14 protein-coding genes are annotated in these 12,832 nt (G+C 65.8%); 12 read left to right on the plus strand and 2 right to left on the minus strand.

The features are described 5' to 3' along the window. Nucleotides 1-60 precede the first annotated feature (60 nt). From ACEN9T_RS23810 to ACEN9T_RS23830, 5 genes are all read left to right on the plus strand, one after another. Complete coding sequence (locus tag ACEN9T_RS23810) at nt 61-609, plus strand: type 1 glutamine amidotransferase domain-containing protein (protein WP_413707226.1); 549 nt, start codon at nt 61-63, stop codon at nt 607-609. A 101-nt stretch (nt 610-710) separates the two neighbouring features. After that, nucleotides 711-1,694 (plus strand): NAD(P)H-dependent flavin oxidoreductase, encoded by a 984-nt coding sequence (locus ACEN9T_RS23815; protein WP_092973687.1) that lies wholly within the window; start codon nt 711-713, stop codon nt 1,692-1,694. 211 nt (nt 1,695-1,905) lie between these two features. Beyond that, entirely contained in the window at nt 1,906-3,381 is a 1,476-nt protein-coding gene (locus tag ACEN9T_RS23820) for a DUF1254 domain-containing protein (protein WP_092973689.1), read from the plus strand. A gap of 126 nt (nt 3,382-3,507) precedes the next feature. Beyond that, nucleotides 3,508-4,092, plus strand: coding sequence for a helix-turn-helix domain-containing protein (locus tag ACEN9T_RS23825; protein WP_413707227.1), 585 nt, complete (start codon nt 3,508-3,510; stop codon nt 4,090-4,092). Beyond that, the gene (locus tag ACEN9T_RS23830; protein ID WP_092973693.1) at nt 4,092-4,640 is read left to right on the plus strand and encodes a GNAT family N-acetyltransferase; all 549 of its coding nucleotides are present in this window, start codon (nt 4,092-4,094) and stop codon (nt 4,638-4,640) included. Before ACEN9T_RS23825 ends, ACEN9T_RS23830 begins: the two co-directional genes overlap by 1 nt. A gap of 8 nt (nt 4,641-4,648) precedes the next feature. On the opposite strand, the gene ACEN9T_RS23835 is transcribed toward ACEN9T_RS23830, so the two are convergent. Next, nucleotides 4,649-5,506 carry a PhzF family phenazine biosynthesis protein gene (locus ACEN9T_RS23835; protein WP_413707228.1) on the minus strand — a complete coding sequence of 286 codons (858 nt, stop codon included), beginning with the start codon at nt 5,504-5,506 and terminating at the stop codon, nt 4,649-4,651. Between the two features lie 157 nt (nt 5,507-5,663). Then, entirely contained in the window at nt 5,664-6,518 is an 855-nt protein-coding gene (locus tag ACEN9T_RS23840; protein ID WP_413707229.1) for a 3-hydroxybutyryl-CoA dehydrogenase, read from the minus strand. 176 nt (nt 6,519-6,694) lie between these two features. Here ACEN9T_RS23840 and ACEN9T_RS23845 point away from each other — a divergent pair, with 176 nt between their 5' ends. From ACEN9T_RS23845 to ACEN9T_RS23875, 7 genes are all read left to right on the plus strand, one after another. Continuing rightward, nucleotides 6,695-7,627: a LysR family transcriptional regulator gene (locus ACEN9T_RS23845; RefSeq protein ID WP_092973695.1), complete on the plus strand. Its 933-nt coding sequence runs from the start codon at nt 6,695-6,697 to the stop codon at nt 7,625-7,627. 230 nt (nt 7,628-7,857) lie between these two features. Continuing rightward, the gene (locus ACEN9T_RS23850; protein WP_413707230.1) at nt 7,858-8,541 is read left to right on the plus strand and encodes a hydrolase; all 684 of its coding nucleotides are present in this window, start codon (nt 7,858-7,860) and stop codon (nt 8,539-8,541) included. A gap of 111 nt (nt 8,542-8,652) precedes the next feature. Further along, nucleotides 8,653-9,474 carry an alpha/beta fold hydrolase gene (locus tag ACEN9T_RS23855; RefSeq protein ID WP_413707231.1) on the plus strand — a complete coding sequence of 274 codons (822 nt, stop codon included), beginning with the start codon at nt 8,653-8,655 and terminating at the stop codon, nt 9,472-9,474. A gap of 57 nt (nt 9,475-9,531) precedes the next feature. Beyond that, the gene (locus ACEN9T_RS23860; protein WP_413707232.1) at nt 9,532-9,849 is read left to right on the plus strand and encodes a XapX domain-containing protein; all 318 of its coding nucleotides are present in this window, start codon (nt 9,532-9,534) and stop codon (nt 9,847-9,849) included. A gap of 4 nt (nt 9,850-9,853) precedes the next feature. Next, nucleotides 9,854-10,273 (plus strand): DoxX family protein, encoded by a 420-nt coding sequence (locus ACEN9T_RS23865; protein WP_413707233.1) that lies wholly within the window; start codon nt 9,854-9,856, stop codon nt 10,271-10,273. 4 nt (nt 10,274-10,277) lie between these two features. Continuing rightward, entirely contained in the window at nt 10,278-12,116 is a 1,839-nt protein-coding gene (locus ACEN9T_RS23870) for an amidohydrolase (protein ID WP_413707234.1), read from the plus strand. Next, nucleotides 12,106-12,822, plus strand: a complete 717-nt coding sequence (locus ACEN9T_RS23875) for a YoaK family protein (protein WP_254775695.1) — start codon at nt 12,106-12,108, stop codon at nt 12,820-12,822. The genes ACEN9T_RS23870 and ACEN9T_RS23875 overlap by 11 nt, the downstream gene beginning before the upstream one ends. Nucleotides 12,823-12,832 lie beyond the last annotated feature (10 nt).

Here is a 12,832-nt window from a genome sequence, read left to right on the forward strand (position 1 = left end):
CGTTGCGGAACCATCCCCTGCCGTTCCCTTCTTTGGATTTCCCCTGACAAGGAGTTCGCCATGACCCCATTGCATGACTTGCGCATCGCCATTCTCGTCGACGACCTGTTCGAGCAGGCCGAGCTGGCCAGCCCCAAGCAGGCGTTGGAAGGCGCCGGTGCCACGGTCAGCATCATTGCGCCGAAAGGCCCCAGCGTGACGGGCCTGAACCACGCCGACAAGGGCGATACGTTCAAAGTGGACCTGACGCTGGACCAGGCCAAGGCAGACGACTTCGACGGCCTGGTGCTGCCCGGCGGCGTCTTCAACGCCGACGCACTGCGCGTCGTGCCGGCCGCACAGGCATTCGTGAAAGCGTTCGAGCGCGCGCAAAAGCCCATCGCCGTGATCTGCCACGGGCCGTGGCTGATGGTGTCTGCCGGACTGGTGCGAGGGCGCACGCTGACGAGCTGGCCGACGCTGCAGGACGACATCCGCAATGCCGGCGGACTGTGGGTCGACCGTGAGGTGGTGACCGACCGCAACTGGGTCAGCAGCCGCAAACCCGATGACCTGCCCGCCTTCAACCGCACCTTCATCGAACTGCTGACGCAGCACGCCCATGTCTGAGCCCGGCGGGTAGACGGCGCACGGCGGGGTGCGGGATCGTTCCTATAATCGAACGACGTGTTCTGCCCCTGTCGTGCCGGTTCGCCCAACCAGGAGACGCCATGCCCGCCGCCAAGCACCTCCCGCCCATGCTGCAGCATCTGACGCTGCCCGTGATCGGTTCGCCCATGTTCATCGTCAGTTATCCGGAGTTGGTGTTGGCGCAATGCAAGGCCGGCATCGTTGGAGCGTTTCCCGCGCTCAATGCGCGCCCAGCCGAGGTGCTGGACGACTGGCTCACGCAGATGAACGAGGATCTGGCGGCGTACCGCACCGCGCATCCGCAAGAAGTGGTTGGGCCGATCGCCGTCAATCAAATCGTGCACCACTCGAACGCGCGGCTGGAGCAGGACGTGGCCACCTGCGTCAAACACAAGGTGCCGATCTTCATCACCTCGCTGCGCGCGCCGGTCAAGGAAATCCTGGATGCCGTGCATAGCTACGGCGGCATCGTTCTGCACGACGTGATCAATTTGCGCCATGCCGAAAAGGCGCTGGAAGCCGGTGTCGACGGCCTGATCTTGGTGGCAGCGGGTGCGGGCGGGCATGCCGGCACGCTGTCGCCGTTCGCGCTGGTGGGTGAGGTGCGGCGCATCTTCGACGGGCCGATCGCGCTGTCGGGCGCCATTGCCACAGGCGATGCCATCCTGGCCGCGCAGGCCATGGGCGCGGACCTCGCCTACATCGGCACACGTTTTATCGCCAGTCAGGAGGCCCACGCCGCCGAAAGCTATAAGCAAGCCATCTTGCGCGCAGCCGCATCGGACATCGTCTACACCAACCTTTTTACGGGCGTGCACGGCAACTACATCCGCGAAAGCATCGAACTCGCAGGCCTGGACCCGGCCGCCTTGCCCGAGGCCGACAAATCCAAGATGAACTTTGGCGATGGCAGCTCGCGCGCCAAGGCCTGGAAAGACATCTGGGGTGCCGGCCAGGGTGTCGGGCAGATTGCCGATCTGCCGCCCGCAGCCGAAATCGTGGCGCGCCTGAAGGCCGAATACGACGCGGCCAAGTTGCGTCTTGCGCTGCACCTGCGCCTCTAGACTCTGCCCGCCTCCAACTAGGCGTGCGTGCCGCGCAGCACTTCAATTGACTTGCGCTGTCAGCGCTTCTACATTCCAAAGATTCAAGATACGACATGCGCGGAGCCACGGGATCGGCTACCGCGTAAGCGTATGCGCAAGCATCCTTGGGGGGATGTCCGACAGGCGTCTGCTTTCCTGTTGCGCGCACCGACGACAAAAGGAGAACAAGATGACGCACTGCCCTGCGCCCGCGCGCCCGCTTACCAAGCTGGCGGCCGTGGCGCTGAGCGTGGCGGCCTCGGCGCTTACCCTGAGCCTGACCGGCTGCTCCACCCAGAACGCCGCGACCACGGCCCCCATCGAACAGCGTCTGCCGCAGCCGAACGAAGCGCTCGTGCGCGCGGCCTATGTCTACGCGTTTCCGTTGATGATGTCCGACGCGCTGGTGCAGACGACGTCTGCGCTGGCGCCTGCCGGTACGTTCATGCACCAGCGCACGCTAGACGACGAAGCCCTGCCCACCGGCGTGCGCGCCCGCGTGGACGTGCTCGCCAGCAGCGCGTTCGTCGATTTGCGTAACGGCCCGGTCGTCCTGAGCCTGCCCGACGCCGGGCGCCGACACCTCTGGGTGGCGCTGCACGACGGGTGGAACGACGTGTTCGAATCGCTCGGCAACCGCACCACCGGGGCACGTGCCGCGCACTACGCCATCACGCCGCCGGGTTGGGAGGGCACGCTGCCCACGGGCGTCAAGCAGATTGCCGCGCCGACCAGCCTCGTCTGGGTGGTGGCACGAACGCAGGTGGCCGGCCCGCGCGACCTGACCGCCGCACGCCGCCTACAGGACCGCTACCGCATCACCCCGCTGGAGGCCTTCAGCAAGAGCACCCTGCGCGAGGCCGAAGCCGAAACCAAGGTCAACACGGACAAGGCCACCGACCTCGACGTCAGCCTGGATGCCGCGCGCCGCCGTGTCACCGCACTGGACGCCAACAGCTACTTCACGCGCTTTGCTGAACTGCTCAAGGACAATCCGCCGCACGCGGCCGACTCCACGATGCTGCAATCGCTGCGTGATCTGGGCATCGTGCCTGGTGCGCCGTTCGACGCCAAAGCCGTAAGCGCCGCCAACCTGAAGGTGATGGAGGGTGGGGTAGCGGCCGCGCGCGAAACGCTGGCGCTGGCCGTCAAGCAACCGTCTGTCACGCAGAATGGCTGGTTCATCCCGCGCATGGTCGGCGCGTACGGGCTGGATTACGCGCAGCGCGCCATCGTGGCATGGAACGGCGGCGGCACCGACCTGCCACAGGACATGCTCATCGCCACAGCCACGACCGACGCAAACGGCATGGCGCTGGACAGCACGCACCGCTACGTCCTGCATTTCGAGCGCAACCAACTCCCGCCCGAGAATGCCGGCTGGGCCGTCGCCGCCTTGTCCGCGGCTGGGCAACCGCGCCGCGCATCCGAACGCCCGGGCCTGCGCAACGTGCTGAGCGAAGCCGATCGCCCACGCCTGAACCGCGATGGCTCGCTCGACATCCTGATCCAGCGCGCTCCGCCCAAGGGCATGCGCAACAATTGGCTGCCGCCGCCCACCGGCCCGTTCCTGCTGCGCATGCAACTGACCTGGCCCAAGGAAGCGGCACTCGACGCCTCGTGGCAGCCGCCCGCCGTACAGCGCCGGGACGCTGCAACCCAATAGCCAAGAGCGGCCGAGCGCGCGGTCAGGCCTCGGCCACCCGCGCAAGGCATGAGCCGGAGCAAGGGCGATCTGGCCGTGCCGCAAATTCCAGTTTACTAGATAAAAATTTCCATTAAACTGGATTGCATGGACATCCACCAACGTATCGCCCACCGCTTGCGCGAACTGCGCGACGCCCAGGGTCTCTCGCTCGACGCGCTGGCAGAACGCAGCCAGGTCAGCCGTTCGGCCATCTCCCTCATCGAGCGCGCCCAGAGCAGCCCGACCGCTGCGGTGCTGGATCGGCTCAGCTCCGCGCTCGGCGTGACGCTTGCCTCGCTGTTCGAAGACAGTCCCGCGCCGGCCGTGGAACCGTCGCCGGTATCACGCGCGGCAGATCAGCCCGAGTGGACCGACCCTGCCTCCGGCTACGTGCGCCGCAACCTGTCGCCGGCGGCGCGTTCGCCCTTGCAGCTCGTTGAGGTGCACTTTCCGGCCGGCGAGCGCGTGGCCTACGACACCGGCGTGCGCGATGCCGAAATCCACCAGCAGGTGTGGGTGATCGAAGGCTCGATGGAAATGACCGTGGGCGACACACACTGGCGCCTCAATGCAGGCGATTGCCTGACCATGCGGCTGGACTGCCCGATCGTCTATCACAACCCCACGCGGCGGCCTGCCCGCTACCTCGTCGCACTGACAACCGTGTCCGCTGCCCACTGGAGGCCCTGATGATCGACACCCTGACCATTCGGCGCGTGGGCGCCAACGAGGCAAGCGCGAGCGTCGACGCGTTGGCCGATGTTCTGATCGATTGCGTGGAAGGCGGCGCGTCGGTGAGCTTCATGTGGCCGTTGTCTCGCGACAAGGCGCAGGCGTTCTGGCGCAACGTTGCCGAAGGCGTGGCGCGCGGCGAGCGCGCCCTGCTGATTGCCGAAGATGAAGCGGGCGCCATCCACGGCACCGTGCAACTGGTGCTCGCACAGCCGGAAAACCAGCCGCACCGCGCCGACGTTGCAAAGATGCTCGTGCACCGCCGCGCGCGTAGGAAGGGCGTGGCGCAGCAGTTGATGGCCGCCATCGAAGAGGAAGCGCGCACCGAGGGCAAGACGGTGCTCGTGCTCGACACGGTGACAGGCGGCGACGCCGAGCGGCTATACGCACGCGCCGGCTGGCAGCGCGTGGGCGTGGTGCCCAACTACGCGCTGATGCCCAACGGCGCATTCTGCGGAACGACGTTCTTCTGCAAGCAGCTCACACCGCCAGCCGGCGCGGCCTAGTCGACCGATCAAATCGTCAACGTGCCGCGGCCGATTTCGATCACGCGGCCACCGACGTGGATCGTGCCGTCGGCATCCACCCGCAGCGTGAGGTGGCAGGGTCGTCCCACCGCAGCGCCCTGCTCGATGCGGTAACTGGCCGGCAACGCATGGCCCGTCGCGCGCAGCCAGCCGCCGAGGTTGGCACACGCCGAGCCGGTGCCCGGGTCTTCGAGCATGCCGGTGCCGTATTCGAAGAAGAAGCGCGACACCACCGGATCATTGCTGGCGGGCTTCGGCATGGTGAAGACGTACGCATTGCGTCCGTCGTTGCGGCTGCGCGGCCACGCGTCGAACACCGACAGATCGGGGCGGGCGCGGTCGACGTCAGCGCGTGTCTTGACCGGCACCATCAGTTGCTCGATACCTGCGTCAACCCACAGCGGCGGGCCCGCCAGCGCATCGGCGTCCAGCCCAAGCATCTTGGCGATGGCGGGATCGGCTTCGCGCGTATTCAGCGCCCCCGAGCGCGGCGGCACGAGCGACCACCCCTCGTCCTGCGCCGTCAGCGACACGATGCCCGACTGGCAACGCAGCGTCAGCTCATTGCCGGGGCCGTACAGTTCGCGCACCACCTGCGCGGTCCCAAGCGATGGGTGACCGGCAAACGGCATCTCGTAATCGGGCGTGAAGATGCGGAAACGCGCCGTGGCGCCATCCGTGTCGTCGGGGAAGATGAAGGTGATCTCTGACAGGTTGAACTGGCGTCCGATAGCCTGCATGGTGGCGTCGTCCAGGCCTCGCCCGTCTTCAAAGACGGCGAGCTGGTTGCCGCCGAACGTGGATTCGGCAAAGACGTTGAGCAGGCGGAAGGCGTAGCGCGGCATGATGGCGTCCGGAGTGTGGGGAAGAAAAAAACGGTGTGGCGATGCGTCATCTTCAACGCACCGCCACACCGTCTCCATGCACACTTGCAGACAGTTCACGCGAATCCGGCCTGACAGTTGGCGGACAGCGCAAACGCCGTGAAGGACCGCGCCTAACTCACTTGCGATAGTCGTACACGCCGCGGCCGGTCTTGCGGCCCAGGTAGCCGGCGGCCACCATTTCGCGCATCAGCATGGCGGGGCGGTATTTCGGATCACCGAATTCGGTGTACAGCACTTCCATCACGGCCAGCATGGTGTCCAGGCCGATCATGTCGGCCAGCGCCAGCGGCCCGATCGGGTGATTGCAGCCGAGCTTCATGCCCTCGTCGATCTCCTCCGGCGAAGCCAGACCCTCGCCCAGCACGCAGAACGCCTCGTTGATCATCGGACACAGAATCCGGTTGACGACAAAGCCCGGGCTGTTCTTGACCGTGATGGGCGTCTTGCCGAGCTGCTTGGCCAGCGCTTCCACCGCCGCGTGCGTGGCATCGCTCGTCTGTAGGCCGCGGATGACTTCCACCAGCGCCATCATCGGCACCGGGTTGAAGAAGTGCATGCCGATGAAGCGGCTGGCGTCTTGCAGCACAGCGGCCAGCTTGGTGATCGAGATGGACGACGTGTTCGACGCCACGATCGCGTGCGGTGCAGCCGCAGCCTCGAGCTGCTTGAGGATTTTCACCTTCAGGTCGAAGTTCTCGGTGGCGGCTTCGATCACGAGGTCGGCGCGCTTGAGGTCGTCATAGCTGGTCGAACCGTGGATGCGTGCGAGCGCGGCAGCCTTGTCGGCTTCGGTCAGCTTTTCCTTCTTGATGAGGCGGTCCAGGCTGCCTGCCACCGTGGCAATGCCTTTCTGGACGGCGGCATCGCTGATGTCCACCATCACCACATCCAGCCCAACCACGGCGCACGCTTGCGCAATGCCGTTGCCCATTGTTCCGGCACCGACGATGCCGACGACTTGAATTGCCATGAACTGCTCCTCGTTTGGTATTGGAATGCGAGATGGAAATGAAACAGATTGCAGAGGATAAACGACGCGGCGATGCACAGAAAAGCCTTGCTGACGGTAACGTCACATTCCACCGGATCGCCGTATGATGGCCGGCGTCGCGCCGCTCTTTCCTCGTTGGCGCAAGGACGCTGGAAATGGACCGTTTTCTCAGTATTGAAGCCTTCGTGCGCGTGGCAGAAACGCGCAGCTTTGCCGAGGCCGCCCGCCAGTTAGGCGTGACCAACTCGGTGGTCACCCACCGCGTGCAGCAACTGGAGCGCTTTATTGAAGCGCCGCTGTTTCACCGCAGCACGCGGCACGTGCGTCTTTCCGAAGTGGGCGAAACCTACTACAAGCAATGCGCCGAAGCCGTCTGCATGCTGACGGACCTGACCGACCAGATGCGCGGCCTGCGCGCCACGCCCGCCGGCAAGCTGCGTATCCGCATGCTGCCCGGGTACGCGCTCAGCCACTTTGCCGAGCCGCTGGCCAGGTTCGGGGCGCAGTACCCCGATATCCAGCTCGACGTGGTGGTCGACGACAGCGTGGTCGACCCGATTGCCGAGGGGTTCGACGTGGCGTTTCAGATCTTCCCGCCGATCAACGATTCGCTGATCGAGCGGCGCCTGTTCCCGCTGCGGCGCATGTTCTGCGCCACCCCCGCGTACATCGAGGAATACGGCATGCCGCAGCAGCCGGCCGATCTGCTGCAGCATTCGCTGGCGCTGTACTCCGGTTACCCGACCCGCAAGCGCTGGGTGTTCTCGCGCAACGGCGAGGCCGGCGTTGCAATGGACCTGCCCGAGCAAGTGCGTTCGAATTCCGTGCATCTGCTGCGCGACTACGCCCTCACCAGCGCCGGCATTGCCTGCCTGCCCACCCTCGTCATCAGCGACGATCTGGTCGCCGGCCGCCTCGTGCCGGTGCTTGTCGACTACGACCTGACACCGCTGCACTTCTCCGCCGTGTATCCGGCAACGCAGCGTCAGGCCGTCAAGGTGTGTGCACTGATCGATTGCCTGGCCAGCCACCACGCTGGCGAGCCGGCATGGGACACGCCTTTGCTCGAGCGCGGCTGGATCCGCTAATGGCCACGCGCGCCGAATCCCACGACCGGCGCGCGGGTCCAGGGTACCAATGGAATATTTCGGGAAGTCGCGGCGATTGTTCGGCAATCGCAAAAACTGCACTCGCCGATTGAGGCGTTGCGCCCGGTGCGCAACTTCCTATCATGGATGGGCCGTTGATCGCGCCGCGCCGATGCGGCGTCAGATCTGCAGCGCCCCCCTCGCATCTCCTATCGGAACCGGATACGGCCATGAATCCCAAGCTGGAAGTCCTTACCCCGCAAAACTGTCAACTGATCTTCATCGACCACCAGCCGCAAATGGCCTTCGGCGTGCAGTCGATCGATCGTCAGGTTCTGAAGAACAACACCGTCGGCCTCGCCAAGGCCGCGAAGATCTTCAACATCCCCACCACCATTACGACCGTCGAGTCGCAGAGCTTCTCGGGCTACACCTATCCGGAATTGCTCGATGTGTTTCCGGATCAGGAACTGCTCGAACGCACCTCGATGAACTCCTGGGACGACCAGAAGGTGCGCGATGCCTTGGCAAAGAACGGCCGCAAGAAGGTGGTCGTCTCGGGCCTGTGGACGGAGGTGTGCAACTGCACCTTCGCGCTGTCGGCCATGCACGATGCCGACTACGAGATCTACATGGTCGCCGACGCTTCGGGTGGTACGTCAAAGGACGCGCACGACTACGCCATGCAGCGCATGGTCCAGGCCGGCGTAGTGCCCGTGACGTGGCAACAGGTGCTGCTGGAATGGCAACGTGACTGGGCCCACCGCGACACGTACGACGCCGTCATGAAGCTGGTGAAGGAACACTCCGGCGCCTACGGCATGGGCGTGGACTACGCCTACACGATGGTGCACGAGGCCCCGCAACGCACGGCCACGCCGCACGAGGCGCTGGCACCCGTGGCGGCCAACTGATCGCGCTGCCCCATACAAAAGAAGACGCTGCTCCGGCCGGGCGACGCATGTGCAACCGCATGCGTCGCCCCGTCGTCCATTCAACCAGCCACCACCCTCTCTCTCATTCCCATGCAAACGATTACCACCCAAGACGGTACGCGCATCTTTTACAAGGACTGGGGCAACGGCAAGCCCGTCGTCTTCTCGCACGGCTGGCCGCTCAATGCCGACGCGTGGGACGCGCAGATGCTGTTCCTCGTGCAGAAGGGCTTTCGTGTCATCGCGCATGATCGGCGCGGCCACGGCCGCTCCGACCAGCCGTCGCAGGGCAACGACATGGATACCTATGCTGACGACCTGGCAGCGCTGCTCGATGCGCTCGACATCCAGGGCGCCACGCTGGTCGGTCATTCCACCGGCGGCGGCGAAGTCGCGCACTACATCGGCCGTCATGGCACCAAGCGCGTCGCCCGCGCGGTGCTGATCGGCGCGGTGCCGCCCATCATGCTCAAGACGGCCTCCAATCCGCACGGCTTGCCGATGGACGTGTTCGACGGCATCCGCAAGGGCGTCGCCGACAACCGCTCGCAGTTCTACCGCGATCTCGCCACACCGTTCTTCGGTTTCAACCGGCCGGGCGCGAAGGTCTCGCAGGGCACCATCGATGCCTTCTGGGCGCAGGGCATGACCGGCGGCATTCACGGCCAGTATCTGTGCATCAAGGAATTCTCGGAGGTCGACTACACCGAAGACCTGAAGAAGATCGACGTGCCGGTGCTGTTCCTGCATGGCGACGACGACCAGATCGTGCCGATCGACAATTCGGCCAAGCTGGGCGTGGAAGTGGTGAAGGACGGGACGCTGAAGGTCTATCCGGGCGGCTCGCATGGCATGTGCGTGACCGAGGCGGACAAGGTCAACGCGGACCTGCTGGCCTTCCTCAGCACCTGACCGGCACGGGCGGCGCCGTTTGCGCGCGCCGCCCCTTGGCATCCTGGAGCCCTCCTCGTGAAGCCCTACCTCATCTCCATTGCCGTCGGCATGCTGGTTGGCATCATCTACGCGCTGCTGCACGTTCGCTCACCGGCGCCACCGGCGATCGCGCTGGTCGGGCTGCTCGGCATGCTGATCGGCGAACAGATCGTGCCGGCTGCGCAGCGCCTGCTGGCCGGCGAGCCCATCACCATGGCGTGGTTCCGCCACGAGTGCGTGCCGAAGATCACCGGCGCACCGCCCCAAGTGCCACCCGCGGCGCAACCAACAAACCTGGCCGCCACTGGCGGCTCCGGCAGCACCAGCGGCACCACGCCGCGCAACCCGAGCTGACGCCATGACACACCTGTCGCTCGAACCCTCCCACGCTGCGGCCCCTGCCGATACCGCCCTGCACGTTGGCCTGCTGTTCCTGCGCCTGACCGGCAGCGCCCTGCTGATCGCCGTGCATGGGCTGCCCAAGGTGCTGCACTACAGCCAGGAACTGACGCGCATTGAAGACCCGTTCCACATGGGCGCCGCCCCCACACTGCTGCTGGCGATCCTGTCGGAAACGCTGTGCCCGCTATTGATTGCGCTTGGCGTGCTGACGCGCCTGGCGTGTCTGCCCATCATCGCCACGTTGCTGGTGGCCATGCTGGTGGTGCATCCGGACTGGTCGCTTGCCGATGGACAGTTCGGGTGGATGCTGCTGATCATCTTCACCACGGTCCTGATTGCCGGACCCGGACGTTTTTCGATCTTCCCCAAATACTGACGCAATGACCGCCGATCTCATCCTGCACAACGGCCGCATCCACACGGTCGACCGCGAACGCCCCACCGCCAGCGCCGTTGCCGTGCGTGATGGCCGCTTTGTTGCCGTGGGCGACGATGCCGCCGTGATGGCCCAGCGCGGCGCCGCCACCCAGGTCATCGACCTGCGCGGGCGCACCGTCATTCCCGGCCTGAACGATTCGCACCTGCACCTGATCCGGGGCGGGCTGAACTACAACCTGGAGCTGCGATGGGAAGGCGTGCCCTCCCTGGCCGACGCGATGCGCATGCTCAAGGAGCAGGCCGCGCGCACGCCGTCGCCGCAATGGGTGCGCGTGGTGGGCGGGTGGACGGAATTCCAGTTTGCCGAGCGCCGCATGCCCACGCTCGAAGAGCTGAACCAGGCCGCGCCCGATACGCCCGTGTTCGTGCTGCACCTGTACGACCGCGCGCTGCTCAACCGCGCGGCGCTGCGCCAGGTCGGCTACACCAAGGACACGCCGAACCCGCCGGGCGGCGAGATCCAGCGCGACGCGTCCGGCGAGCCCACCGGCATGCTGATCGCCAAGCCGAACGCGATGATCCTGTACGCGACGCTCGCCAAGGGGCCGAAGCTGCCGCCCGAATACCAGGTCAACTCCACGCGCCAGTTCATGCGCGAGCTGAACCGCCTGGGCGTGACAAGCGCCATCGACGCAGGCGGCGGCTTCCAGAACTATCCGGAAGACTACGAAATCATCCGCGAGCTATCCGCGCAGAACCAGCTCACCATCCGCATCGCTTACAACCTCTTCACGCAGAAGCCGAAAGAGGAGCTGGCCGACTTCAAGAACTGGACTGGCAGCGTGCGATACCGCCAGGGCGATGACTTCTTCCGCCACAACGGCGCGGGCGAAATGCTCGTCTTCTCCGCAGCCGACTTCGAAGACTTCCTGCAACCGCGCCCCGACCTGCCCGAGACGATGGAGCAGGAGCTGGAAACCGTGGTGCGCCACCTCGTCGCGCAGCGCTGGCCGTTCCGGCTGCACGCGACCTACGACGAATCGATCTCGCGCATGCTCGACGTGTTCGAGCGGGTGAACCGCGACATTCCCTTCAACGGCCTGCCCTGGTTCTTCGACCATGCCGAGACGATTTCGCCGAAGAACATCGAGCGCGTGCGCGCACTGGGCGGCGGCATCGCCATCCAGGATCGCATGGCCTTCCAGGGCGAATACTTTGTCGACCGCTACGGCGCCGCCGCCGCAGAACAAACGCCGCCCATCAAGCGCATGCTGGCCGAAGGCGTGCCGGTGGGCGCAGGCACCGACGCCACGCGCGTGTCGAGTTACAACCCGTGGACGTCGCTGTATTGGCTGGCAAGCGGGCGCACCGTGGGCGGCATGGCGCTGTATCCGGAAGGGTTGCCGCGCGAAGTGGCGCTCGAGCTGTACACGCACGGCAGCGCGTGGTTCTCGGCAGACCAGGGCAACAAGGGGCAGATCAAGGTCGGGCAACTCGCTGATCTGGCGGCATTGTCGGCGGATTTCTTCAGCGTGCCCGAGGCCGATATCAAGACCATCGAATCGGTGCTGACGGTGGTGGGTGGACGCATCGTCTACGGCGCAGCGGAGTTTGCCGAATTCGGCCCGCCGCCCATTCCGGTGCTGCCGGAGTGGTCGCCCGTGGCGCGCGTGCCGGGGCACTGGCGGCCGGCTGCGCCCATGCAGCAGCAGGTGCATCAGTGCGTCGGTTCGTGTTCGGTGCACGGCCACGCGCACCAGAAAGCGCGCACGGCCAATGTGCCGACCACCGACTTCCGCGGTTTCTGGGGCGCCTTCGGGTGTTCGTGCTTTGCCTTCTGAAGCGGCGACGGCGGCGACGGCTGCAACGGCCACACCGGCGTCAGCACGTTTCCTGATCGCACAGGGAACGCTGCTGGCGTTCGTCGCGGGCTATGTGGATGTGGTCGGCTTTGCGGCGTTGTTTGGGCTGTTCACCGCGCACGTGACCGGCAACTTTGTGATGATCGGCCTGGAGCTGGCGGGCTCCGGCCAAGGCGTGCTCGCCAAGCTGCTGGCGCTGCCGATGTTCGTGGTGGCCGTGGCAGCGACCAAACTCGCCGTGACGGCGCTCACGCGGCGCGGTGTGGCGCCGCTGCGGCCGCTGCTGCTTGTGCAGGCCGTTCTGCTGCTGGCCTTCATGGCGGCGGGGCTGCTGGCGCTGCCAATTCAATCGCCCGATGCTCCGGCCACGATTGTTGTCGGGCTGCTCGGCGTCGCGGCGATGGGCGTACAGAACGCCAAGGCGCGCATCGTGCTGTCGGAACATGCACCCACCACGATCATGACCGGCAACACGACGCAGATCGTGATCGACGTGGTGGAGTTGCTGTCGCCGGGTGGTACGCAGAAGGATGTTGCACGCACGCGATTGCGCAAGATGGTGCCGCCGCTGGCCGGGTTCGCCACGGGCGCGGTGCTGGGGGCGTTGGCGTTTGCAACGCTGTCGTTCTGGTGCGTGTTGCCGCCCGCGGGCATCCTCGTGGCCCTGGCCGTCATGCAACGCTAGGCCAGCGCTC

Origin of the sequence: Ralstonia sp. Ralssp110, from assembly GCF_047325135.1 — a bacterium.
GTDB classification, from domain to species: domain Bacteria; phylum Pseudomonadota; class Gammaproteobacteria; order Burkholderiales; family Burkholderiaceae; genus Ralstonia; species Ralstonia mojiangensis.

Coding starts and splice junctions, on each gene's coding strand:
- ACEN9T_RS23865 (WP_413707233.1), top strand. CDS start 9,854: ATGACACACCTGTCGCTCGAACCCTCCCACGCTGCGGCCCCTGCCGAT.
- ACEN9T_RS23840 (WP_413707229.1), bottom strand. CDS start 6,518: ATGGCAATTCAAGTCGTCGGCATCGTCGGTGCCGGAACAATGGGCAAC.
- ACEN9T_RS23845 (WP_092973695.1), top strand. CDS start 6,695: ATGGACCGTTTTCTCAGTATTGAAGCCTTCGTGCGCGTGGCAGAAACG.
- ACEN9T_RS23855 (WP_413707231.1), top strand. CDS start 8,653: ATGCAAACGATTACCACCCAAGACGGTACGCGCATCTTTTACAAGGAC.
- ACEN9T_RS23820 (WP_092973689.1), top strand. CDS start 1,906: ATGACGCACTGCCCTGCGCCCGCGCGCCCGCTTACCAAGCTGGCGGCC.
- ACEN9T_RS23870 (WP_413707234.1), top strand. CDS start 10,278: ATGACCGCCGATCTCATCCTGCACAACGGCCGCATCCACACGGTCGAC.
- ACEN9T_RS23810 (WP_413707226.1), top strand. CDS start 61: ATGACCCCATTGCATGACTTGCGCATCGCCATTCTCGTCGACGACCTG.
- ACEN9T_RS23825 (WP_413707227.1), top strand. CDS start 3,508: ATGGACATCCACCAACGTATCGCCCACCGCTTGCGCGAACTGCGCGAC.
- ACEN9T_RS23815 (WP_092973687.1), top strand. CDS start 711: ATGCCCGCCGCCAAGCACCTCCCGCCCATGCTGCAGCATCTGACGCTG.
- ACEN9T_RS23850 (WP_413707230.1), top strand. CDS start 7,858: ATGAATCCCAAGCTGGAAGTCCTTACCCCGCAAAACTGTCAACTGATC.
- ACEN9T_RS23835 (WP_413707228.1), bottom strand. CDS start 5,506: ATGCCGCGCTACGCCTTCCGCCTGCTCAACGTCTTTGCCGAATCCACG.
- ACEN9T_RS23830 (WP_092973693.1), top strand. CDS start 4,092: ATGATCGACACCCTGACCATTCGGCGCGTGGGCGCCAACGAGGCAAGC.